At 50.4% G+C, this 23,428-nt stretch carries 18 protein-coding genes and 1 other RNA gene; 2 read left to right on the top strand and 17 right to left on the bottom strand.

Annotation, left to right across the window (positions count from 1 at the left end; translation table 11 throughout):
* Window positions 1-39: 39 nt before the first annotated feature.
* The 4 genes from glmM to AC3QL0_RS03490 all read right to left on the bottom strand — a co-directional run bounded on the left by glmM (window position 40) and on the right by AC3QL0_RS03490 (window position 4,893).
* Window positions 40-1,386 (bottom strand): phosphoglucosamine mutase, encoded by a 1,347-nt coding sequence (gene glmM / locus AC3QL0_RS03505; protein ID WP_493010101.1) that lies wholly within the window; start codon window positions 1,384-1,386, stop codon window positions 40-42.
* The gene (gene folP, locus AC3QL0_RS03500; protein ID WP_493010100.1) at window positions 1,373-2,221 is read right to left on the bottom strand and encodes a dihydropteroate synthase; all 849 of its coding nucleotides are present in this window, start codon (window positions 2,219-2,221) and stop codon (window positions 1,373-1,375) included. The genes glmM and folP overlap by 14 nt, the downstream gene beginning before the upstream one ends.
* Window positions 2,222-2,239: 18 nt before the next feature.
* On the bottom strand, window positions 2,240-4,150 hold the full coding sequence (gene ftsH, locus AC3QL0_RS03495) for an ATP-dependent zinc metalloprotease FtsH (protein WP_493010099.1): 1,911 nt from the start codon (window positions 4,148-4,150) through the stop codon (window positions 2,240-2,242).
* A 107-nt stretch (window positions 4,151-4,257) separates the two neighbouring features.
* Window positions 4,258-4,893, bottom strand: coding sequence for an RlmE family RNA methyltransferase (locus tag AC3QL0_RS03490; protein WP_493010098.1), 636 nt, complete (start codon window positions 4,891-4,893; stop codon window positions 4,258-4,260).
* An 18-nt stretch (window positions 4,894-4,911) separates the two neighbouring features.
* On the opposite strand from AC3QL0_RS03490, the gene AC3QL0_RS03485 reads away from it, so the two are divergent.
* Window positions 4,912-5,418, top strand: a complete 507-nt coding sequence (locus AC3QL0_RS03485) for a YhbY family RNA-binding protein (RefSeq protein ID WP_135863950.1) — start codon at window positions 4,912-4,914, stop codon at window positions 5,416-5,418.
* A 75-nt stretch (window positions 5,419-5,493) separates the two neighbouring features.
* On the opposite strand, the gene greA is transcribed toward AC3QL0_RS03485, so the two are convergent.
* The 9 genes from greA to carA form a co-directional block, all read right to left on the bottom strand.
* On the bottom strand, window positions 5,494-5,970 hold the full coding sequence (gene greA, locus AC3QL0_RS03480) for a transcription elongation factor GreA (RefSeq protein WP_493010097.1): 477 nt from the start codon (window positions 5,968-5,970) through the stop codon (window positions 5,494-5,496).
* A 232-nt stretch (window positions 5,971-6,202) separates the two neighbouring features.
* Window positions 6,203-7,522, bottom strand: a complete 1,320-nt coding sequence (locus AC3QL0_RS03475; protein ID WP_430224229.1) for a solute carrier family 23 protein — start codon at window positions 7,520-7,522, stop codon at window positions 6,203-6,205.
* A 344-nt stretch (window positions 7,523-7,866) separates the two neighbouring features.
* The gene (locus AC3QL0_RS03470; RefSeq protein ID WP_493010096.1) at window positions 7,867-8,514 is read right to left on the bottom strand and encodes a histidine phosphatase family protein; all 648 of its coding nucleotides are present in this window, start codon (window positions 8,512-8,514) and stop codon (window positions 7,867-7,869) included.
* Window positions 8,515-8,520: 6 nt separating this feature from the next.
* Window positions 8,521-9,420 (bottom strand): LysR family transcriptional regulator, encoded by a 900-nt coding sequence (locus AC3QL0_RS03465; RefSeq protein WP_493010095.1) that lies wholly within the window; start codon window positions 9,418-9,420, stop codon window positions 8,521-8,523.
* Window positions 9,421-9,428: 8 nt separating this feature from the next.
* The gene (locus AC3QL0_RS03460) at window positions 9,429-10,517 is read right to left on the bottom strand and encodes an ABC transporter ATP-binding protein (RefSeq protein WP_493010094.1); all 1,089 of its coding nucleotides are present in this window, start codon (window positions 10,515-10,517) and stop codon (window positions 9,429-9,431) included.
* Between the two features lie 2 nt (window positions 10,518-10,519).
* Window positions 10,520-12,226 carry an ABC transporter permease gene (locus tag AC3QL0_RS03455; protein WP_166409352.1) on the bottom strand — a complete coding sequence of 569 codons (1,707 nt, stop codon included), beginning with the start codon at window positions 12,224-12,226 and terminating at the stop codon, window positions 10,520-10,522.
* 97 nt (window positions 12,227-12,323) lie between these two features.
* Complete coding sequence (locus AC3QL0_RS03450; protein WP_493010093.1) at window positions 12,324-13,643, bottom strand: ABC transporter substrate-binding protein; 1,320 nt, start codon at window positions 13,641-13,643, stop codon at window positions 12,324-12,326.
* A gap of 372 nt (window positions 13,644-14,015) precedes the next feature.
* On the bottom strand, window positions 14,016-17,246 hold the full coding sequence (carB, locus tag AC3QL0_RS03445) for a carbamoyl-phosphate synthase large subunit (protein ID WP_135866626.1): 3,231 nt from the start codon (window positions 17,244-17,246) through the stop codon (window positions 14,016-14,018).
* 25 nt (window positions 17,247-17,271) lie between these two features.
* Entirely contained in the window at window positions 17,272-18,426 is a 1,155-nt protein-coding gene (gene carA / locus AC3QL0_RS03440; RefSeq protein ID WP_493010092.1) for a glutamine-hydrolyzing carbamoyl-phosphate synthase small subunit, read from the bottom strand.
* Window positions 18,427-18,599: 173 nt separating this feature from the next.
* On the opposite strand from carA, the gene tal reads away from it, so the two are divergent.
* Window positions 18,600-19,565: a transaldolase gene (gene tal / locus AC3QL0_RS03435; protein WP_493010091.1), complete on the top strand. Its 966-nt coding sequence runs from the start codon at window positions 18,600-18,602 to the stop codon at window positions 19,563-19,565.
* Window positions 19,566-19,581: 16 nt separating this feature from the next.
* On the opposite strand, the gene recR is transcribed toward tal, so the two are convergent.
* From recR to ffs, 4 genes are all read right to left on the bottom strand, one after another.
* Window positions 19,582-20,193 (bottom strand): recombination mediator RecR, encoded by a 612-nt coding sequence (gene recR, locus AC3QL0_RS03430; RefSeq protein ID WP_493010090.1) that lies wholly within the window; start codon window positions 20,191-20,193, stop codon window positions 19,582-19,584.
* Entirely contained in the window at window positions 20,193-20,519 is a 327-nt protein-coding gene (locus tag AC3QL0_RS03425) for a YbaB/EbfC family nucleoid-associated protein (RefSeq protein ID WP_135866171.1), read from the bottom strand. Before AC3QL0_RS03425 ends, recR begins: the two co-directional genes overlap by 1 nt.
* 34 nt (window positions 20,520-20,553) lie before the next feature.
* A complete protein-coding gene (locus AC3QL0_RS03420) occupies window positions 20,554-22,671 on the bottom strand; it encodes a DNA polymerase III subunit gamma/tau (RefSeq protein ID WP_493010089.1) in 2,118 nt (705 codons plus the stop codon).
* A 134-nt stretch (window positions 22,672-22,805) separates the two neighbouring features.
* An RNA gene (gene ffs, locus AC3QL0_RS03415) (signal recognition particle sRNA small type) lies at window positions 22,806-22,903 on the bottom strand.
* Between the last annotated feature and the right edge of the window lie 525 nt (window positions 22,904-23,428).

Below are 23,428 nucleotides of genomic sequence, written 5' to 3'. Positions count from 1 at the left end.
ATGCCTTGCCGATATTGCAGGTTCTTGATATCTATATGTCTATTTTGTAACATCAACCGACTGTAGTTTATTTATGCCAGCCTCGGTGAGCTCTGCCGTTTCGGCTTCCACCATCAGGCGTAACTTGGGTTCTGTACCGGAAGCTCGGATCAATACTCGCCCTTGATCACCCAACATTGCTTCCACTTCATTTTTGGCTTGTACCAGCCCTTCATGCTGTCGCCAATCCCTTCCCTGCTCCCACACTACATTGACCATGGTCTGCGGATACATTTTAAGGTCTGCTACCAAGTCAGCCAATTGACAATTGTCATGACGAAGCGCGGTCAGTATCTGTAGCGCGGCAATAATTCCATCACCCGTGGTGTGGTAATCCAGACAGAGCAAGTGCCCTGAGCTTTCGCCACCGTATAACCAACCTCTTTGTAACAATTGCTCTAAAACGTAACGGTCCCCTACGTTGGCGCGGGCAAACGACACACCCAACTCACGTAATCGTTTTTCTAGACCGAAATTGGTCATTAAGGTACCAACCACCCCTTTCACGTGACGTGATTTCATGCGATCACGTACGATGATATAGAGCAATTCGTCACCGTCATAAAGCTTACCCGAACGGTCAACCATCTGCAAACGGTCAGCATCACCGTCTAGCGCTATGCCAAGGTCTGCATCTAGCTCACGTACCACCTCTAGCAAATGCTCTGGGTGTGTAGCGCCTACACCTGCATTGATATTGAAACCATCTGGTTCACAACCAATGGCATGTACCTCTGCACCCAGCTCACGAAATACGTGCGGAGCAATATGGTAGGCAGCACCGTTAGCAGCATCCACCACAATTTTCAGACCCGACAAGTCCAGTTCATTGGGGAAGGTGCTTTTACAAAACTCGATGTAACGCCCAGCGGAGTCTTCTAAGCGGCGAGCTCGACCCAGTTTGTCAGAAGACACACAATCTAACGGGGAGTCCAATGCCTCCTCGATAGCCAACTCGATTTCATCTGGCAACTTCATGCCTTGGCTAGAGAAAAACTTGATACCGTTATCGTGATACGGGTTATGCGAAGCACTGATCACAATACCTGCTGTCAAACGCAAGGTACTTGTCAGGTAAGCGATTGCTGGTGTAGGCACGGGCCCCGCCAGCAATACGTCCACCCCAGCGGCTGACAAACCAGCCTCTAGTGCTGACTCCAACATATAGCCAGAGATACGAGTATCTTTACCAATAATGACAGTTGGTCTGTTGTTCTTTGTATGCAAAGAGCGGCTAAACACCTTACCTGCTGCATAGCCCAAACGTAGAGCAAACTCCGCATTAATGGTAGAACCGCCTACCAAACCACGTACGCCGTCCGTACCAAAATATTTACGTGCGTTCATCAATTACTCCGGTCTCTACTGCTCTCCAGACGCGCAAAGCGTCTGCAGAGGCAGCAACATCATGTACTCGTAATACGCCAGCACCATACCGCACTGCGGCCAACATGCCAGCCAAACTACCCGCTACACGTTCCATGGGAGGCCTATTCACTACGTGTCCAATCATTGATTTACGTGATAGGCCTATTAACGCAGGATAGCCTTCCTGCAGGAGCTGGGGCAACGAGCGTAACAACTGGTAATTTTGTTCTACCGTTTTGCCAAATCCCAGCCCAGGATCCAACATAATTTGCTCAGGACGCAGGCCGGCAGTACGCAAGCGCTGCACCTGGTGCATCAGAAACCGCCGCACCTGTTCTAGTACATCGTCGTACTGCGGTGCTTGCTGCATAGTTTTGGGTTCGCCCTGCATGTGCATCACACACACACCACAACGACTACCTTGTACCGCCGCTACAGCCTCTTCCGAGCGAAAACCAGCCACATCATTGATGATGTCTGCGCCAGCATCTAGCACAGCACGCATCACTGCAGGTTTGAAAGTGTCTACGGATAGGGGAATATTTGCCGCACGCAAGCCCTCAATAACAGGCAAGACGCGTCGCAGCTCTTCTTCTATAGATACCGGCTCAGCGCCTGGTCGGGTGGACTCGCCACCAATATCTAGAATATCTGCGCCGTCGGCAATGAGCTTCTTGGCATGTTCCAATGCCAAGTCAGTACGATAGTGGGCATTGCCGTCCGAAAAGGAGTCGGGCGTAATATTCACAATACCCATCAATAACGGGCGTTCGAGACTTAACTCGAAACGCCCGCAAAGCCATGTTTGATTCATGGAAATATAGTGTAAAGGTTAAACCGGAGTGGTGGCGGCTGAATTTCCGTCCTCTGCTGGTTTTGCACCTGAAGCAGGAGGATTTTCATCCGACTTGCCACCTGCATTCTTGTCACTGTAGTCCTTTGGAGGACGTGGTTCACGACCTTGCATGATGTCTTCGATTTGTTCTGCGTCGATGGTTTCCCACTCCAACAGAGCATTCGCCATAGCATGCATTTTATCGCTGTTATCTTCGATGAGTTTACGAGCAATGTTGTACTGCTCATCGATAATCTTGCGAATTTCCTGATCCACTTTCTGCATGGTGGCCTCAGACACGTTAGTCGTCTTGGTCACACTGCGACCCAAGAATACTTCGTTTTCGTTTTCTGCATACACCACAGGGCCCAATGAATCAGTCATACCGTAACGAGTCACGATGTCACGTGCAATTTGTGTAGCACGTTCAAAGTCGTTAGAAGCACCCGTGGTCATTTGGTTCATGAACACTTCTTCTGCAATACGGCCACCGAACAATACTGCGATCATGTTCAGCAAGTGGTTTTTATCCATGCTGTAACGATCTTGTTCTGGCAATTGCATGGTCACACCCAAGGCACGACCGCGAGGAATAATAGTAACTTTATGGACCGGATCAGTTTTTGGCAACAGACGTGCTACCAAGGCGTGACCAGATTCGTGGTAAGCCGTGTTACGACGCTCTTCCTCTGGCATGATCATCGTACGACGCTCAGCACCCATGATGATCTTGTCTTTGGCTTTTTCAAAGTCTTGCATATCAACGGTACGACCATTACGGCGTGCCGCGAACAATGCAGCTTCGTTCACCAAGTTAGCCAAGTCAGCACCGGAGAAACCAGGTGTACCACGAGCCAACACTTGTGCATCTACGTTACCGGCCAAAGGCACTTTACGCATGTGCACGTGCAGAATTTGCTCACGGCCACGAATATCAGGCAGACCCACTACCACTTGACGGTCAAAACGACCTGGACGCAGCAACGCTGGATCCAATACGTCAGGACGGTTAGTTGCAGCAATTACTAGTACACCTTGGCCAGTTTCAAAACCGTCCATTTCTACTAGCAACTGGTTAAGGGTTTGTTCACGTTCGTCGTTACCGCCGCCCAAACCTGCACCACGCTGACGACCTACCGCATCGATCTCATCAATAAAGATGATGCAAGGTGCGTGTTTCTTGGCGTTTTCAAACATGTCACGCACACGCGCGGCACCCACACCAACAAACATTTCAACGAAGTCGGAACCAGAAATGCTGAAGAATGGTACTTTGGCTTCGCCCGCAATCGCACGAGCCAACAAGGTTTTACCTGTACCAGGTGAACCCACCATCAAAATACCGCGAGGAATACGACCACCCAAACGCTGGAAGCGTGTTGGATCGCGTAAGAAATCTACCAGTTCCTGCACATCTTCTTTGGCTTCATCGCAACCAGCCACGTCAGCAAACGTCACGGGGTTGGTGTTTTCGTCTAGCATGCGAGCGCGGGATTTACCGAAGCTGAATGCTCCGCCCTTGCCACCACCCTGCATTTGACGCATAAAGAAGATCCACACCCCAATTAGCAACAGCATTGGGAACCAGGAAATGAAAATGCTAGCCAGGAAAGAAGGCTCTTCGCGCGCTTTCCCAGACACCTGCACCCCAGCTTTTACCAACTCGGGAACCATCCACAGGTCGCCGGGCGATGTCAGGGTGTAGCTGCGACCCGAATCAGGGGTAACAAACAGGGTATCGCCCTGGATATCCACCTTGCTTACGCGTCCGCCACGGGCATCGTTCATGAATTGTGTGTAAGTTACGCCGTCGGTGGTTGCGGGGCGACTGTCAAACTGCTTAAACACAGTAAACAGTACCAATGCAATCACCATCCAGATCGCAACTTTAGAAAATGAGTTGTTCAATGCCAACCTCCTGCTGTTTCTTTAACTGCCCAACGCCATGACTGACATATTGCTGAACAGAAACCGTAAGTCTCATTCTACCCGATAAAAAAGCGCGTAACCCAACTCTAAAGCTTTAAATTACGAGCCACCAAAAAAGTTTCTGATGACTTGTCGCGTGAGGCTTTAGGTTTACGCTCAGCAACGTTTAAAAAGTGCTCTTTGAACAGTTTCACGATTTGTGAGAAGCCGCTTCCATGGAAGCTTTTCACAATTAACGCCCCATCAGGACGTAAGTGATTCACAGCAAAGTCTAGAGCAATCTCACAAACGTGGGCAATACGCGCTGCATCAGCGGATGCTACTCCTGATAGATTGGGGGCCATATCAGAAATTACAAGGTCTACTTTTTCACCTTTTAGTGTTTTTTCTAAAGTTTCTAATATCTCATCATCTCTGAAGTCACCCTGGATGAATTCCACCCCTTCAATAGGCTCCATTTCCAACAGATCTAATGCGATAATACGGCCATTAATAATGCCGCCTGGCCCTACTAGGCGCTCACGCGCCACTTGAGACCAGCTACCCGGTGTAGACCCTAGGTCCACCACCACGTTGCCAGGCCGCAACAGCTTTTCTGCATCAATCAGCTCCAACAATTTGAAAGCCGCCCGTGCCCTATAACCCTTTTGTTGCGCCATTTTGACGTAAGGATCATTTATATGCTGTTGCACCCACGCTTTTGAAGTTTTTTTCTTGCCCATTCCCGTACAATCTTGGCTATGCCCACATTAAATATCTCTATCCAACAGCGCAACGATTTACGCGCCGCTGCCCACTCCCTTCGCCCTGTAGTACAGATTGGCGACAAGGGCGTATCGGATGCAGTTTTGAAAGAAATCGACGTGCACTTGAATGCACACCAACTGATTAAAATCCGTGTTGCCGGCGATGACCGTGAAAGCCGTCTTGCCGCCTTCGACACTATTTGCAGTTCCCTTCAGGCCGAACCTATTCACCATATCGGTAAGATTTTAACGATCTACCGACGCAATGTTGAACGTCCAGACCTGTTGGATGCCTCCGAACCTGCTACCCGTGCTGTGCGTAAAGCCAATGAGCCTTACACACCTAAAAAACTCGCTGCAGTTGGCGTCACTAAAACCAAGAAGAAACCTTCTAGACAGCCGTCCAATCCTGCAAGCCGTGTAGCCACAGCTGACACACAAAGTAGAAAGCGTACACCTAGCAGCCTAAGCAAACCTAGAAAACCTGCTAAATCGTACTGATTTGCTTTTGAAATTATAAAGCCCATGCAACAGTGCATGGGCTTTTTTTATCTACGTCAGTTTCTAGGCCTAGGCTTAGATGTACTGAACGCGCATGATTTCAAACTCTCGCACACCACCGGGAGCTTTAACTTCCACCACATCGCCTTCGCTTTTACCGATCAAAGCTCGAGCAACGGGGCTGGAAATAGAAATGCGCAGTGAGCGGATATCGGCTTCCACATCACCCACAATTTGGTAGCTCAGCTCTTCGCCAGAGTCTAGATCTTCGATTTGGATGGTAGCACCAAACACCACACGGCCATCAGCATCCAACTCTGCTGGATTGATGATCTGCGCATTGGACAACGTGCCTTCCAATTCGCGGATGCGGCCTTCGATAAAGCCTTGGCGTTCGCGCGCGGCTTCGTACTCGGCATTTTCAGACAAGTCACCCTGCGCACGTGCTTCAGCTATCGCGTTGATAACGTCGGGACGCTCGGTGGTTTTCAATCTGTGCAGTTCTGCCTGCAGGCGCTCTGCGCCCTGCGCTGTCAACGGGATCGCGGACATAGTATTCCTGATAAACAATTAAAAAGCGCCCACATTCTACAGGGGCGCACTCATTACATTTTTCAGGGTTTCGCTACCCTGATCACTGGAATTTTCCGACTGTGACGTGCTGCCTGCACAGGCTCAATAGTCGAAAAGAAAGCCCCAAGCTTCTTGGGGCGGTTGGGTACATTGTCGGCAAAAGCACTAGAAATTGCAAGCACTACCGTTACAGGAAAACCCTCAACAAGGCTTACGCTGTTTTTTGCCGCTGGCCTAGAATAGCCTGCAAGATAATGGCACCAAAGGTGGCAGTTCCAATACCATCCAGACGGATCATGCCAAAGTCTAAGGAGAAGTTACCTGCCCCCAAAACCAAGGTCACCGCTGCGACCAGCAAGTTACCGCTATGGCTGAAATCCACCTGATTCACTACCCAAATACGAGCACCGGCCACAGCGATCAAACCAAAGACCACTACCGACATACCGCCAAGCACAGGGCCTGGAATCATTTGGATCACCGCACCGAACTTAGGTGAAAAGCCCAAGAACAACGCAATAATGGCCGCAAACACAAATACCAATGTGGAGTAAATACGGGTAGCTGCCATTACACCGATGTTTTCAGCGTATGTCGTCACACCTGTACCGCCCAACGAACCAGACAACATCGTCGCTACGCCGTCACCCACAAAGGCACGGCCCAAGTATTTGTCCAGGTTCTGGCCAGTCATAGCAGACACTGCTTTGATGTGGCCTAAGTTCTCTGCGACCAGAATGATAGCCACAGGCACAATCACACTCATGGCCTGTACATCAAAGACTGGAGATGAAAAGCTAGGAATACCAAACCACTTGGCATTGCTCACGCCGCTCACATCTATAGGCACGCCATAGCCCATACCGTTGGTGAAAATCGCGTACAACAAACACGCTACGATCATCCCCACCAGAATCAACAAACGCTGCACTACACCACGCGTGAATACGGCTACACCACCCACACACATGACTGTCATCAACGCCATCATGGAATCGAAGGTGCCGCCACCCATCGCGCTTTTGGCGGCAATGGGCGACAAGTTCAAACCAATTACGGCAACGATGGAACCCGTTACTACAGGTGGCATCATGCGGTTGATGATGGCTGCTGCACGACCGGCTTTGTAATCCATGGCCCATACCAATGCCCCAATTAGGGTATAAGCTAGACCACACATGATGATAGCACCTAGTGCCACGCCTATATTTGCATTGGGGCCCACACCAGCATAACCAGTGACGGCAATCACACCACCAATGAACGCGAAGCTGGAACCCAGATAGCTAGGAACTCTACCGCCCACGAACACAAAGAAAATCAATGTACCAATCCCCGACATCAGGATGGCCAAGTTGGGATCAAAACCCATTAACAAGGGAGCCAGAATAGTAGAGCCGAACATCGCTACTACGTGCTGAGCAGCCATCGCCACACTTTGTGGGCCAGGCAGGCATTCATCAGGCTGCACTACCCCATCCGCTTGTACGTGAGACACGCGCTTCCAGCGGGGAAAATAAGAATCAGACATAGGAAAAAGAAGAAAAGAGTAGCTAACTGAGGCGAAAGTTTAAGACTGAGCTACAATCCGGGCAAGCAGTATTCATGGAACAACAAGGACTTATGAACAAAAGCATGTAACATGCAACACTATTCTCAGTTCTTGGTATAAACCATAATCAAATTTTCATTGAGAATAGGCTTACAATAGAATTTACGTTCAATACTGCCCTAGGCAGTGTTATGCGTTCTACTACAACAATAAAAAGCCACCGCCTGCCCAGCGGTTATCGTTCAAAGGTTGGCGCAACAGCCTTAGAACACTATAAAACCCCGCCTTGGCGGGGTTTATTTTTATCTACACCACTGGGGCTATTAACCTACATCATCCAGCGCATTTTCAGAAATATGCGAGGCTTGCCCCCAGCGCTGCACTGTCCAGTCGTAACCCGATGCGCTCGGACTTACGCTGAAATGGTTAATGCTGGTGTTCAAAATAGTTTGCGTGCGAGGTGCATACAAATCCACCTGCAGCAATCTACGCCACACCATATCAATCACACCACCGTGCGCAAACACAGCTAGCTTCTGACCTGGGTACTTATCGGCCAACTGCTCCACAGCAGTTAACACCCGCTGCTGAAAAGTTTGTATAGACTCGCCACCCTCTGGCGCAAGATCGGCGCTATCGCCAGGTTGATCGGGTACTCGACCACCAAAACTGTCCCAACTACGTCCTTCCAAGACACCAAAACCACGCTCGCGTAAGCCTTTTTCTAGCACTACATCTAAGCCTGTGTGCGCGCACGCAATGGCTGCGGTTTGAGCAGCACGTTGCAAGTCACTGCTCACCACCTGATCAAACTGCACGTCAAACCTATCCGACGCTAAGAAACTTGCCAGATTACGGGCTTGCTGCTCACCCACCTCATTCAGAGGAATATCTTGCCACCCTTGCAAACGACGATCTGCATTCCATGCAGTTTCGCCGTGCCTTATCAACCAAATATGTGTACTAGCCATAACTACTCATGTTGTAGAGGCACCATCTAGGTGCCAGATACGCTGCAGCATGGAGATCAACGCCACTGTTAGGGGCGACTCCACGCTTTCCAGTGGGGTAATAAACCCCAACGACGCTTCCATTTTAACGTTACCCCAGATCGTAAAGTGGCCTTGTCGCACGCCTTGCAAGGCTACTTCTTCACGCAACAACGCACACCCGGAGCCTGCACGTACTAAGGCATCCATTTGTGCCTGATCGTCACTGTGCAAAATGATTCTGGGGGTAAGGGCTCGTTTTTCAAATACGTCACGCAATAACAAATGCGTATGACTACCAAGGGAACCATCTAGCCACGGCAGCGCTGCCACTTCAGACCACCCCCCTAAACTGACTTCTTGTGCCATTTTATTCGGCAGTACCAATCGGTAACTGATGCTACGCAATGGCAACCAGTTAACGTCTCTGGGTGGATACACTGAAATACTGAAAGCTGCTGTCAGTCTACTGGTACTGACGTACTCTTCCAGCTGCATTGCCGGCATGATCTGCGTTTGCAGTTCAATTAAAGGAAGCTGGGTAGAGATTTTATTGACCAACTCGCCCAGGCGTAAAAAGTCTAAGTGCTCGCTGGGCAGCCCTAATGAAATCACACCATTCAACTCACCTTGCAGTTGCTTGGCTTCGGATTTCAGTTGTCGGGACTGAACCAGTAGCTGCTCTGCGGTAGCCAGTAAACGTTCGCCTGCTTTGGACAAGCTCATGCGCCCTGCTGCACGCTCAAAAAGACTCACCCCTAAGCTCTGTTCTAGCGCTTTAACTTGCGTGGTCACCGCAGGCTGAGTCAGGTTCAGAGCTTCTGCTGCACGCGTCACGTTGCCTAGACGCGCTACGGTAACAAAAGCCCTGATTTGATGAATTTCCATCGAGCGGGTTAGACGGGAAGCAAACGAATCTGCGCAGGTTCTACCCCAACTGCTACAGGTGCGCCTGGCATCAACAAGGAAGAACCAGCGTAGTGCGCCTGATCGGCCACGATAATCTGGTCGCCCGCATCAATTTCGTAACGCGTGAACTCACCCAAGAACTCGCTACGCGCCACTTTGCCAGGAATCCACAGATAACGCGCATCCATTTTCCCCATATTGCCACTTTCCAGTTGCACAGTGTGCGGACGGAAGCTCAAGGCTATGCTATTACCTTCAGGCACATCCGGTGTCAGAGGCAGATTCACATCACCTATGCCTTCCACATGCAGCGTGATAGACGAGGCAGAACGCTCTTTAACCGTACCGTTTAGCACGTTCATGGTACCCACAAAGTTCGCCACAAATCGGTTGCACGGGAAGTCAAACAAGGTAGCTGGCGCACCTACTTGCTGCACCACCCCTTGATCCATCACAGCCATACGGTCGGCTGTAGTCATGGCTTCTTCTTGATCGTGTGTCACAAAAATGGTGGTGATACCCAAACGACGCTGTAACGACAGCAAGTCTTGGCGCATCTGTACACGCAGTTTTTGGTCTAAGTTAGACAACGGTTCGTCTAGCAGCAGGACCTGCGGCTCAATCACTGTTGTACGTGCCAATGCCACACGCTGTTGCTGACCACCTGACAACTGGTTAGGCCTACGTTTAGCAAAGTCAGCCAACCCCACCAGCTCCAGTGCAGAAGCTACCTTGTCGCGTATTTCAGCACGTGGCAGCTTACGCTCTACCAAACCAAAAGCTACGTTATCCCACACTGTCATGTGTGGCCACAGCGCATAGCTCTGGAACACCATACCGATGTTGCGCTTGTGCGGAGGCATATTGCCAATGTCTTTACCATCAATCAGCAACTGGCCGGAGTTGTGCTGATTAAAACCAGCAATCAAACGCAGCAATGTAGATTTCCCTGAACCTGAAGGCCCCAACAAAGCGAAAAACTCGCCGGGCTCAATCGTTAAATTGATGTCCTTCAGTACTTCATTTTTACCGTAGGCAAGCCGGATGTTACGGCATTCAACACTTACTTTCTTCATGGCTATTCCTGATCCACCTTACCTGGGCGCTGACGCGCAGACGTACGTTCAACGATGACATGGGAAATATAGGTACCGACTGCCACCGCAACCACTGCCAATACCCCTAACGCTGCACCTGGCCCACGGCCTGATGCACTTTGCATATACAGATAAATACCGTAGCTCATGGGTGCATCGCTATCGCGCGTCACCAGCATAATGGTGGCTGATAGCTCCACCGCTGCGGTAATGAAACTTGTCACAAAACCGGCCAAAATACCGCCACCCATCAGTGGGATCACCACGCGGCGGATCGTATTGAAACGGTTAGCACCAACAGATGCTGCGGCCTCTTCTAGTGACACACTAATTTGCTGCAAGGCGGCCACACACGATCGCAGCGCGTACGGTAATCGCCGCACCGCATACGCAATCATGATAAGCAGCCACGTAGAGGTCAGCCCCACTTCAGTAAAGGGTAGATTCACATCCCTAAAGGTACGCATAAACCCAATGGCCAACACAATACCGGGCACCGCCAACGCGGCAGACGCAATCCAGTCCATAAACTGACGCCCCGGTATTTTGGTACGCAACATAATATAGGCAATTGCCGTACCCAAGATCACATCCACACCTGCTGCTATACCGCAGTACAACAAGGTGTTTTTAATCATGCCCTGCGACTCTTGGAATACTGCCGTGTAGTGCGCCAAGGTATAGCCATCAGGCAGCGGCGCGTAACTCCATACTGTCGCCAAGGACAGCAACAACACACCAATGTGCGGTGACAATACCAGCAGCAGCACCAAGGCAATCCAGATGTATGCCAACCATGCTTGAGGCTTGGTCAGACGACGTTGCTGTATAGACGAGCCGCCTTTCTGGATGGTGGAATAATCACGACCTTTCAATGCGGATGCGGACAACCACAATGCCAAGATAGAGAAACCAATCATCAGCACACTGATGACGTAACCCAACGGATCATCAATACCTACTTGGGTAATACGCAAGTACGCCTGCGGAGCCAGCATATTGGTAATGCCCAATACCAGCGGTGTCCCCAAGTCATCAAACACTTTCACGAACACCAACGATGCACCAGCAATGTAACCAGGCAACGCCAATGGGAAAATGATGCGACGGAACAAGCGCCAGCCTTTAGAACCCAAGTTCACTGCAGCCTCTTCCATCGCACCATCAATGTTGCGCAGAGCAACGGTGAGGTTCATCAAGATGAAGGGGAAATAGTGCAGCGCTTCAACAAAAATAATACCGTTTAAGCCATCCATAATGGGCAGCGTGATGCCAAACCAGTCGTCTAGCATTAGGTTCAACGAACCAGAACGGCCAAACAACAGTTGCATTGCAACCGCGCCTACAAAGGGCGGCATGATCAACGGCAAAATACCCAGTGTCTGAATAATCAGCGCACCACGAAATTGGAATCGAATCGTCAAATACGCCAAAGGAATGGCAATCAACGACGCGAACACCGTGGACATAAAGGCCACGTATAAACTGTTCATGAACGATTCTTTAAGCAGGGTTTGGTGGAAAAATGCACCAAAGTGACCCAGCGTAAAGCCACCGTCAGCATCCAAGAATGCTGTGTAGAACACGTTCCCTACAGGAACAACCAGAAAGAATACTAAAAAGGACAGCACTACAAGTGCAGCCATGATTAGTCCTACTGGATAGCGGGAAGAAAAAGAGTGCGCCATGAATACACCGCGACAAGACTGCTCACATCGCGTCAGTAATAAAAAACAGTAAGACCCACTCTTCCGGCTAGAAGAGTGGGTGTGTCACATCTACGCCTTATAGGGACGCAGCTTGGTTTGCCAGCTCAACAGCTTTCTCATAGTTAGCCTTGGCTTGACTGTTCCAGTCGCCTTGCAATTTGGACAATTGTTGGCTGATCTGGGTATCTTTTTTATCGCCTGCAAACAGGTCTATCAATGCTTGGTCTTTCACTTGTTCAGCACTGATCAGTGGTGCCCAAGCCAGTTTCTTGGCTTCGGCCAACAACTCAGCCGCTTGACCTTGTGGGTTAGCGCCTAGTTTGGCTTCAGCATCGATAATGGCTTTGCTCGCTGCTTGCAGTTCTTTGTGGCGGAAGGTGATTGTCTGGTCGAACAGAGTTTGAACAATGTAGTAGCGCTGTTGGGACAGATCCACATCAAAGTTCACTTTGCTGCGCTCTACGATTTCCAGTGGGTTTGGATAGTTCTCTGGGACGTTGTCCAATTGGTCGTAGGGCAACACAGGTAAACGGGAAATTTGCGGGGCCAACAACAGCTCTTGGCCTTCTTTGCTCAGCGAAAACTCGATGAACTTTTTACCTTCTTCAGTATTGGCTGCACCCGCAATCAAGCCAATATTGGCTGGCACAATCGCGGTTTCATCGGGGTAAACAAACTCCACAGGGAAATTCGAGTACTTGCTAGACAGACCAAAGAAGTCGATCACGGGACCGGCACCAAACTGGCCATTATTCACGCCATCGGGCACACCAAAGGAGCGGTCAGTCAATGCCGCGCTATTACCAGACATACGAAGCAATGTTTCCCAACCTTTTTCCCAGCCTTCACCCTGCAAAATAGTTTCTACCGTCAGGTGAGTGGTACCGGAACGCGATGGCGAGGTCAGACCTACGTTGTTGAACCACTCAGGGCGCAACAAGTCTTCCCATGTTTTAGGCTCTGGCAGTTTTTTCGCTTTCACCAAACGGGTGTTGTACATAATGCCGTAACCCGCCAAGGCTTGGCCCAAGAACATGCCGTTAGGATCATTAATAGGGAAGCTACCGATAGTCGCAGGTACCGCTGGGTTAGCGATGTCGGACACGTTTTCTAGCAATTGAGCCTGGGACAACACTTCAAATGCATCTGGTGCGCTAGCCCAGAAAATCTCAGGACGTTTTCCTTCAGGTGTTTCACGTACGTAAGCAATACCGGAAACTGTATTTTTGTTCAGGATTTCCAGTTTGATATCCGGATTCGCTTTTTCAAAAGCAGATTTATACGCTTGAGTCAGCTCTTTGGGGAAAGAGGTAATGACTGTCACGGTTCCAGCCAAAGCTGGACCAGTGGCCGCCAACATCAGAGCAGCCAACAAAGGTTTGCAGCGTAGCTTCATTGCGGTAGTCTCCCTGTAAAAATAACTAGCCTAGAGTTAAGGTTAGACAGCAAGATAGGGAATGCCTGACACTACGTCCAATAAAAATATTTGATACTAGCTATAAATCAACAAAAATACTTTATAGAACAAAAGCTTAAGCACCATACCCAGAATAACCCTGAGTAGGTCTAGTATCGTTATTTCCTGCAACCAGATTTTATTATTGATGAATGTTTTATCTGGGAAAACCGGCGCTTTCTCCCTCTGCTTGATATGACGTCCAGCAGTTATTTCAGGGAATACATGCGTAAAGGTACCATGAAAAAACCAGCCAGACCCATAACGGATCTAGCTGGTTTTGTTACTACTTTATACGGCTTGGTTACCCTATTACAGGCCGTGCATTTCCTGCAAGGAGTACACGCGCAGGCCTTCGCCATGACGCATATACTGTAAACCCTCAACCGCCGCTACTGCACCAGCAATCGTGGTGTAGTAAGCCAAGTTAGCCGCCAAAGCGTGAGTACGGATAGTGCGTGAATCAGCAATCGCGTTACGTCGTTCTTCCACTGTGTTGATGACCAAAGCGATTTCGCCATTTTTGACCATGTCCACAATGTGTGGTCTGCCTTCAGTGACTTTGTTCACTACTTTCACTTCCAGACCCGCTTCACTGATTGCCGCTGCTGTACCACGTGTAGCCACAACGCTAAAGCCCAGAGAGATCAAACCACGTGCCACTGCTACAGCACGTTTTTTGTCTGCATCACGTACGCTCAAGAATGCCTGACCGGACTCTGGCAATTTCACGCTAGCAGCCATTTGTGATTTCACAAATGCTTCTGCAAAGCTGCGGCCCACACCCATGACTTCACCAGTAGACTTCATTTCTGGTCCCAGAATGGTGTCTACGCCAGGGAATTTCACGAATGGGAACACGGCTTCTTTTACAGCAAAATAGCCTTCTTTTGCTGGAGCTTCCAAGCACAAGTCTTTCAGCATTTCGCCAGCCATCACACGTGCAGCCAATTTTGCCAACTGCAAGCCTGTAGCTTTGGATACGAACGGCACAGTACGTGAGGCACGTGGGTTCACTTCCAGCACATACACATCGCCATCTTGAATTGCGAACTGTACGTTCATCAAACCTTTTACGTTCAGGGCTTTAGCCATCAACGCTGTTTGACGACGGATTTCTTCGACTACTTCGTTGGACAACGAGTATGGAGGCAGACTGCATGCGGAGTCACCGGAGTGAACACCAGCTTGCTCAATATGCTCCATTACACCGCCCACGAATACGTCTACGCCATCGCACAAGCAATCTACGTCTACTTCGGTAGCGTTGTTCAGGAAGTGATCCAGCAACACTGGGGAATCGTTGGAGACTTTAACCGCTTCACGCATGTAGCGTTCTAGGTCAGTTTGCTCGTGTACGATTTCCATCGCGCGGCCACCCAGCACATAGCTAGGACGTACCACCAGTGGGTAACCAATTTCACCCGCCATCGCAATCGCTTCGCTTTCTGTACGAGCAGTGCGGTTTGGTGGCTGGCGCAGACCTAATTTGGTCAACAGTTTTTGGAAACGCTCACGGTCTTCAGCAATGTCGATGGATTCTGGGCTAGTACCAATAATAGGTACACCGTTAGCTTCCAAAGCACGTGCCAATTTCAATGGTGTTTGACCACCGTACTGAACAATAGTACCTACCGGTTTTTCGATGTGTACGATTTCCAGCACGTCTTCCAGAGTCAGTGGTTCGAAGTACAGACGATCCGATGTATCGAAGTCTGTGGACACTGTTTCTGGGTTGCAGTTGATCATGATGGTTTCGTAACCCTGCTCACGCAATGCCGTAGCGGCGTGCACGCAGCAGTAGTCAAACTCGATACCTTGACCAATACGGTTAGGGCCACCACCCAGAACAATGATTTTCTGGCGATCAGTAGGCTGAGACTCACACTCTTCTTCGTACGTGGAGTACATGTACGCTGTGTTAGTAGCAAACTCTGCAGCGCAGGTGTCTACACGTTTGAACACAGGGCGAACATTCAGCTGGTGACGTGTTTTACGTACTTCGGACTCTGCTGTATCCAGCAAGAAGGCCAAACGACGATCGGAGAAACCACGACGTTTCAAACCGAACAGTGTGTCACGATCCAAATCGGCCAATGTTTTTTGTTCCAGCGCCAATTCGATATCCACGATATCTTTGATTTGCGCCAAGAACCATGGGTCAATCTTGGTGATGTTGTGTACTTCTTCCAAGCTCCAGCCTTGGGCAAATGCATCGCCCACGTACCAGATACGCTCAGGACCAGGCTCACCCAACTCGATCTGCAGTTTTTCGCGATCGGTAGTCATTTGGTTCAGACCATCCACGCCTACTTCCAAACCACGCAGGGCTTTCTGGAAGGACTCTTGGAAGGTGCGACCCATCGCCATCACTTCCCCTACAGATTTCATCTGTGTGGTCAGACGGGAGTCAGCTTGAGGAAATTTCTCAAAAGCAAAACGAGGAACCTTAGTAACTACGTAGTCAATAGTAGGTTCAAACGAAGCAGGAGTCAGACCGCCTGTGATTTCGTTTTTTAGCTCGTCCAGTGTGTAACCTACGGCCAAACGTGCTGCGATTTTAGCGATAGGGAAACCGGTTGCTTTGGAAGCCAAAGCAGAAGAACGGGACACACGTGGGTTCATCTCGATAACGATCATACGGCCGTTATCTGGGTTCACTGCAAACTGTACGTTGGAACCACCTGTTTCCACGCCGATTTCACGCAATACAGCGATAGATGCATTACGCATCAATTGGTATTCGCGATCGGTCAGTGTTTGAGCTGGCGCCACAGTAATGGAGTCACCAGTGTGCACGCCCATTGGGTCCAAGTTCTCGATAGAGCACACGATAATGCAGTTATCTGCTTTATCACGCACCACTTCCATTTCGAACTCTTTCCAACCCAGCAGGGATTCTTCGATCAGCAACTCTTTAGTTGGTGAAGCTTCCAAGCCGCGACGGCAAATGGTTTCGAATTCTTCGTGGTTGTAAGCAATACCGCCACCTGTTCCACCCAATGTGAAACTAGGACGAATCACCACGGGGAAGCCGGATGTACCAACTTCAGCGGCGATCTGGCGTTGCACATCCCATGCTTCTTCCATGGAGTGAGCCACACCAGATTTCGCAGACTCCAAACCAATGGAAGTCATCGCCTCTTTAAATTTCTGACGATCTTCTGCTTTATCGATCGCTGCCGCGTTGGCACCAATCATTTCGACGTTGTATTTGTCCAAGATACCGCGCTCTGCCAATTGCAAAGCACAGTTCAGGGCTGTTTGACCACCCATGGTTGGCAGCAAAGCATCTGGGCGCTCGCGCTCGATGATTTTCTCTACTACTTCACATGTGATGGGCTCAATGTACGTGACGTCTGCTGTAGCAGGGTCAGTCATGATGGTCGCCGGGTTACTGTTGACCAGAATCGTGCGGTAACCCTCGGCTTTCAGGGCTTTACACGCCTGAGCACCAGAGTAGTCGAACTCACACGCCTGACCAATAATAATAGGGCCGGCACCAATAATAAGAATACTTTTTATGTCTGTACGCTTTGGCATAATACTTTTTCGTCTGCTAGGCGGATCAGGCCTGTTTTTCCATCAGGTTGATGAAGGTATCAAACAAGGCGGCGATATCACGGGGGCCTGGAGTGGCTTCAGGGTGCCCCTGGAAACCAAACGCAGGACGGTCTGTCAGCTCGAACCCTTGCAACGTGCCATCAAACAACGAAATATGAGTAACCTTGGCAGTTGCTGGCAACGTTTTGGCGTCTACCGCAAAACCATGGTTCTGGCTGGTGATGAACACACGACCCGACGCTACTTCTTGTACCGGGTGGTTTGCACCGTGGTGGCCAGTTTTCATTTTCACGGTTTGGCCACCTAGTGCCAAGCCCAGAATCTGATGACCCAAGCAAATACCAAACACAGGCACTTTGGCTTCTAAAACAGCTTTGGTCGCCTCGATAGCGTAACTACATGCCTCTGGATCGCCAGGACCGTTAGACAAGAACACACCATCAGGTTGTGTAGCCAAGATGTCGGCAACAGGTGTTTGCGCGGGGTATACAGTGATATCGCAACCACGGTCTGCCATCAGACGCAAAATATTGGCCTTCACACCAAAGTCATACACTGCCACTTTGAAGCGATTCAGTTCTGGGGATGTGAAACCACCACCCAAAGCCCAGGAACCTTGTGTCCAACCACCTGGTTGGCGCACGGAAACTTCTTTGGCCAAATCTTGACCAACCATTCCCACAAAAGAACGGGCCAGTTGAATGGCCCGTTCGGCGTCATCGCCAACTAAGATACATGCGCCCTGAGCGCCTGTTTCTCTCAGTATGCGAGTCAGCTTACGGGTATCAACCCCAGCGATCGCCACAATGCCCTCTTTCTTGAGGTATTCTGGCAACGATTGTTCTGAACGGAAATTGGAAACCATCAACGCGCAATCACGCACCACCAAACCGGCAGCTTGAACGCCTGCAGACTCTGAGTCTTCAGCATTAATGCCTGTATTACCAATATGTGGATAAGTGAGAGAAACGATCTGACCCCTGTAGCTGGGATCGGTGAGGATTTCCTGATAGCCAGTCATGGCTGTATTGAAGACTATTTCGGCAACTGCGTGGCCTTCTGCACCGATAGAGATACCTTTAAATACCGTACCATCGGAAAGGGCCAGGATTGCAGTTGATGTAGCATGAGACTCTTCAGGAAAGAGAGACGGCAGCACGTTTAAACCCCGGATTTTAAATTTACAAATAAACCTTCCAATTATACGCTGACTTCGGCCTTCACATAAAGGACTACGAAAATCAGACGTTTATATTCCACGCTTTTTCAGAAAATAGCTTACAGTATGTGGCTTGTATCTGACCCGTAGTTGATGTGATAAGGCAGTAGACCATGACCACCTTGCTTGAATCTTTACGGCAACACACCACCGTTGTGGCCGATACCGGCGATTTTGAAGCCATGAAGGCCTTCAGGCCCACTGACGCGACCACTAACCCGTCGCTGATTCTCAAAGCCGTACAGCAGGAACAATATCGTTACCTGCTGGAAAAAACTGTGAAGGCTGCACCGCGAGCCAGCATTACCGAGCTGTGCGACCGCCTGTTAGTGGCATTTGGCAGCGCCATTCTAGACATAGTACCTGGCCGCGTTTCTACTGAGGTAGACGCCCGCTTGTCGTTTGACAGCCAAGCCAGTATCGAGCGTGCCCGTACTATTATTGAATTATATGAAGCTGCCGGCATCTCCCGTGAGCGTGTGCTAATTAAATTAGCCGCCACGTGGGAAGGCATACAAGCGGCACGCCAGCTTGAGTCCGAAGGCATTCATTGCAACCTGACGTTGTTGTTTTCGCTGACACAGGCCGTTGCCTGCGCACAAGCTAATGTCACCCTGATCTCACCCTTTGTTGGGCGCATTTACGATTGGTACAAGAAAAGTGCGGGCAGCAGTTGGGACGAAGCCGCTAACGCTGGCGTGAACGATCCAGGCGTGAAATCCGTGCGCAAGATTTTTAATTACTACAAAACCTATGGCATCAAAACTGAGATCATGGGGGCGAGTTTTAGAAATATTGGCCAGATCCAAGCACTAAGTGGCTGCGATCTACTGACTATTAGCCCTGCCCTGTTGGCTGAACTGCAAGAAAAAACAGGCGAGGTGCCGTTGCAGTTAGATCCTGAATACGCCAAAGATGTAGCACCTGAATGGCGTGCCAATAATGAAATTAATTTCCGCACACGTCTGAATGACAATGCGATGGCTACAGAAAAACTGGCCGAAGGCATCAGACTGTTTACTGCAGATGCGCTGACTCTGGATCAACTGATCACTCAGGTCAAAGCTCAGCAAGCCTAATGGCGACGCGGGAGCGTTAGGTTTCCCTACGCTCCTGCAATGCCCATGCCATCGTACTGGCATCTACATATTCTAGCTCACTACCAGCTGGCACACCTCTGGCCAAACGTGTCACGCGCTTACCGCGCTGACGCAAAAGCTCAGCCAAATAATGCGCTGTGGTTTCACCTTCTGCGGTGAAGTTAGTCGCTAGAATAATTTCCTGCACCTCATCCCCACTGGCTCGTTGCAGCAATCTATCGAATTGCAGCTCGTTCGGGCCTATGCCTTCTATGGGTGCAAGTCTGCCCATCAGCACGTAATACAACCCTTGATAACCATGACTGGACTCAACGGTGTTCTGATCAGCAGGAGTTTCCACAATACACAGCAACGATTTATCGCGCTGTGCATTGTCACACAGGGAACAAACCACTGTCTCACTGAAGCTATTGCACTGTTCGCAATGCTTCAATGATTGAGTGGCTCTATCCAGCGCCTGCCCCAATACCACCGCACCTGACAAATCGTGCTGCAGCAGGTGATACGCCATACGACGCGCGGTACGTTCACCCACACTGGGCAAGCGTCGTAGCGCATCAATAAGCGCCCGTAGTGGTTCGGGCTCAGGTAATACGGGTGTGGACATTAGAACGGCAGAGACATGCCTGGAGGCAATGGCAAACCGGCTGTCACAGAAGACATTTTCTCTTGGGAAGTGGCTTCAGCTTTACGCAGTGCGTCGTTCATCGCTGCAGCAACCAAGTCTTCCAACATGTCTTTGTCATCTTCCAACAGGCTAGGATCGATAGTGATGCGACGCACGTCATTGCGACATGTCATCACCACTTTCACCAGACCACCGCCTGCAGCACCTTCTACTTCGATGCTAGCCAAGGCCTCTTGGGCTTTTTTCATGTTTTCTTGCATTTGCTGCGCTTGACGCATCAACCCAGCGATCTGTCCTTTCATCATAACAACGTCTTCCTGTTGAAATAAAACCTAAAACTTAAACGGCCTTCAAATGATTGGCCTGAATGGAGCCAGGCATAATTTGCGCCCCGAACTCACGAATCAAACTGACGATAAACGGGTCTTTAGGCGCATCTTGCTCCGCCTGAATCTGACGCTGCTCGCGCTCGGCCTGCTCTACCGCATACGCCGTTGCATCGCCCGTTGCACCGTATTCAATATTAACCCGTACTACTTGCCCAAAATACTCAGCAAGCACGGTACTTAATCTGGCTTTAGCTTGGCTATCGTCCGCTGAACGTATTTGCGCACGCAACACGATCTGGCCTTCTTTGTCAGCACCAATCCATTCACTCTGACGTGCGAGCTCCGCCGCCCAACCGCTAAGCGGCAAGCTAGCTGCCACCGCAGGCCAACCTTCAGAGTTCATTCTTTTGAGAGACGCAGATTTTGCGACTTCTCTAGGTTCTGTGATTAAACCCGATAAATCTGGTTCCGCGACATTCGCCTCAAAAGACGACACATCATCTTGGCCCGAGAACGAGTCATCAAAACCTGGATCACCCGCTTGCTCATACGGAGCATCATCGCTCGCGCTGGCTTCATCTTCCCACGGAATATCATCAAAACCCGCAGGGGGCTCATTCGCCGCCGAAGCAGGCTCAGCCACCGGCGCTGCTGGCTCAACCGCAACCTCTGGCGCAGGAGCACTAGGCTTATTCAGAATCGTACCGCCCACCTCTGTGGTTGGCGGCATCGCACCTGCTGGCGGTGCGGGTGGCTCATCATCACGTGCCGCAGGCGGTTGCTGCACAGCGGGTGTTTCCACTGGTGCTGTCGCCGCAGGGCTAGGCGAAACGGCTTGAGCCGTTTGTTCTGCCGGTGCAGGCTCAACGGCAGCCGCTGGCGCTGGATTGTCCACAGGAGCATGCTGAGCGGCTTCTACTGCAGACTCTACCGCCTGCTCTAGCTGTGGTGATGCCACTTGGGGCGCCGTCACCACCGCAGCAGCCACAGTAGGCGCGGCCACTGACGGCTCTCTACGAATGTCAGGCTGTGATGGCAAGGTATCACCCGGCATCAGCGCCAACATGCGCAAGCACCCCATCACAAAGCCAGCGTACTCATCCGGAGCCAAGCTCAATTCTTTACGGCTATGTACCGCGACGGAGTAAAACAACTGCACGAAGTCTGGCCCCAACTGCTTGGCCAAATCTTGAATATCCGCTTGCAGGGGATGCTCGGCAGGTGTAGCACCCGGTAGGCGCTGCTCTACCGCAATCTGCGAGAGCAATACGGCTAAATCACCTAGCGCGGCCGAGTAAGACAGCCCACGCAGAGCCAAATCATCCGCCACAGCAATCAAGGCTTGTGCATCACGGTTAATCAACGCACGCAACAACTGGCACAAATGCCCTTGGTCAATAGTGCCCAACATGCCTTGCACCGCATCGTTACTCACGTTGCCGGCGCTATAGGCAATAGCTTGATCGGTTAATGACAGCGCATCACGCATAGAGCCCGCTGCCGCTTGCGCAATCAAACGCAAACCTGGCACATCGAACTCGATTTTTTCTTCTTCTAGAATTTGCTGCAAGTGCTCAACGATCGCGGGCACTGTCATTTGCTTGAGGTTGAACTGCAAGCAACGCGACAACACCGTCACAGGAATTTTCTGTGGATCAGTGGTCGCCAAAATAAACTTCACATGTGCTGGCGGCTCTTCCAAGGTCTTCAGCATAGCGTTAAACGCATGCCCGGTCAGCATGTGCACCTCGTCAATCATGTAGACCTTATAACGGCCCACACTTGGTGCATACACTGCTTGCTCCAGCAACTGCGTCATCTCGTCCACACCACGGTTGGACGCCGCATCCAGCTCTACATAATCAACAAACCTACCGCTATCAATTTCCTGACACGCCCGGCATTGCCCACAGGGATTAGGTGTAATACCTGTTTCGCAGTTCAGCGCCTTTGCCAAAATACGCGACAACGTGGTCTTCCCCACCCCACGAGTACCCGTGAACAGCCACGCGTGGTGCAGCCTTTGCGTGGTCAACGCATGGCTCAACGCACGGACAACGTGGTCCTGACCAATGAGGGTATCAAAGGAACGGGGGCGCCATTTACGGGCAAGAACAAGATAGGTCATGCTTTTAGAAGGCCAGAAAATTACCAGCATCCACTAGATGCTATCGAAAGCAAAAGTGTACCGGATTCCCGTGTTCGATGGGCAGAATAACGCTAAAGGGGGAGATGTAACAGATAGGCATAGGCCAGTAGAAGGGTGGCGAGCCTGACTTCGGCACTGATTCGGGACAGCTATGGCTGCTTCGTTCCCGACCTGACCAGGTTGACTGTTGAACCATGCGAAGGGACCCGCCACGGAAGATTGTAGCATAGGTATTACAGCTGTGTGGCAGGCTAGGTGAAATTCTAGGTGGTGGTTTTATAAGGTGCTGATACGTAAAGGTAAGGGGAGGTTTTTATCGCTCTTGCTGGAGACTGCAGAATAACTTTGTGCTGTGTTCATCACACATGCTGGGGGACTGCAGGAATACTTTTTGTGATTTGAGACACCAAATCAAACAAGTTTCCTCTCCGTCCCCCGGTTGTTTTGAATGTGGTGAGGCTTACAGCCCTTTCTTTTGGGGTGTTGGCGCGGCTTGATCCAGTTGGGAAGCTAGCTTTGAGACTGCCTGTAATGTCAGTTGTATCATCAGAAAATACAGCTTAGTTATTTTTATGGAGGCAGCAAGTGCCGAGATTATCTGCACATGGGATAAGCAGGCATCTTCAGAAATTGGTGAGCGTGCCTCTTTCATTGGCCACAGAAGTACTCACCATCTCCAACAGCAACCGCACTAAAAACCGTGGCAAGCGATGAAGGGAAAACGGAGGAAAGTATT

This window comes from Paenalcaligenes sp. GW821-LYS-B07-1, from assembly GCF_058803365.1.
This window is presented reverse-complemented; position numbering and strand designations above follow the sequence as displayed.

Excerpts from the sequence above, each read along its gene's own strand:
- glmM (WP_493010101.1), bottom strand. The coding sequence starts at position 1,386 with ATGAACGCACGTAAATATTTTGGTACGGACGGCGTACGTGGTTTGGTA.
- folP (WP_493010100.1), bottom strand. The coding sequence starts at position 2,221 with ATGAATCAAACATGGCTTTGCGGGCGTTTCGAGTTAAGTCTCGAACGC.
- AC3QL0_RS03490 (WP_493010098.1), bottom strand. The coding sequence starts at position 4,893 with ATGGGCAAGAAAAAAACTTCAAAAGCGTGGGTGCAACAGCATATAAAT.
- AC3QL0_RS03485 (WP_135863950.1), top strand. The coding sequence starts at position 4,912 with ATGCCCACATTAAATATCTCTATCCAACAGCGCAACGATTTACGCGCC.
- greA (WP_493010097.1), bottom strand. The coding sequence starts at position 5,970 with ATGTCCGCGATCCCGTTGACAGCGCAGGGCGCAGAGCGCCTGCAGGCA.
- AC3QL0_RS03475 (WP_430224229.1), bottom strand. The coding sequence starts at position 7,522 with ATGTCTGATTCTTATTTTCCCCGCTGGAAGCGCGTGTCTCACGTACAA.
- AC3QL0_RS03470 (WP_493010096.1), bottom strand. The coding sequence starts at position 8,514 with ATGGCTAGTACACATATTTGGTTGATAAGGCACGGCGAAACTGCATGG.
- AC3QL0_RS03465 (WP_493010095.1), bottom strand. The coding sequence starts at position 9,420 with ATGGAAATTCATCAAATCAGGGCTTTTGTTACCGTAGCGCGTCTAGGC.
- AC3QL0_RS03460 (WP_493010094.1), bottom strand. The coding sequence starts at position 10,517 with ATGAAGAAAGTAAGTGTTGAATGCCGTAACATCCGGCTTGCCTACGGT.
- AC3QL0_RS03455 (WP_166409352.1), bottom strand. The coding sequence starts at position 12,226 with ATGGCGCACTCTTTTTCTTCCCGCTATCCAGTAGGACTAATCATGGCT.
- AC3QL0_RS03450 (WP_493010093.1), bottom strand. The coding sequence starts at position 13,643 with ATGAAGCTACGCTGCAAACCTTTGTTGGCTGCTCTGATGTTGGCGGCC.
- carB (WP_135866626.1), bottom strand. The coding sequence starts at position 17,246 with ATGCCAAAGCGTACAGACATAAAAAGTATTCTTATTATTGGTGCCGGC.
- tal (WP_493010091.1), top strand. The coding sequence starts at position 18,600 with ATGACCACCTTGCTTGAATCTTTACGGCAACACACCACCGTTGTGGCC.
- recR (WP_493010090.1), bottom strand. The coding sequence starts at position 20,193 with ATGTCCACACCCGTATTACCTGAGCCCGAACCACTACGGGCGCTTATT.
- AC3QL0_RS03425 (WP_135866171.1), bottom strand. The coding sequence starts at position 20,519 with ATGATGAAAGGACAGATCGCTGGGTTGATGCGTCAAGCGCAGCAAATG.
- AC3QL0_RS03420 (WP_493010089.1), bottom strand. The coding sequence starts at position 22,671 with ATGACCTATCTTGTTCTTGCCCGTAAATGGCGCCCCCGTTCCTTTGAT.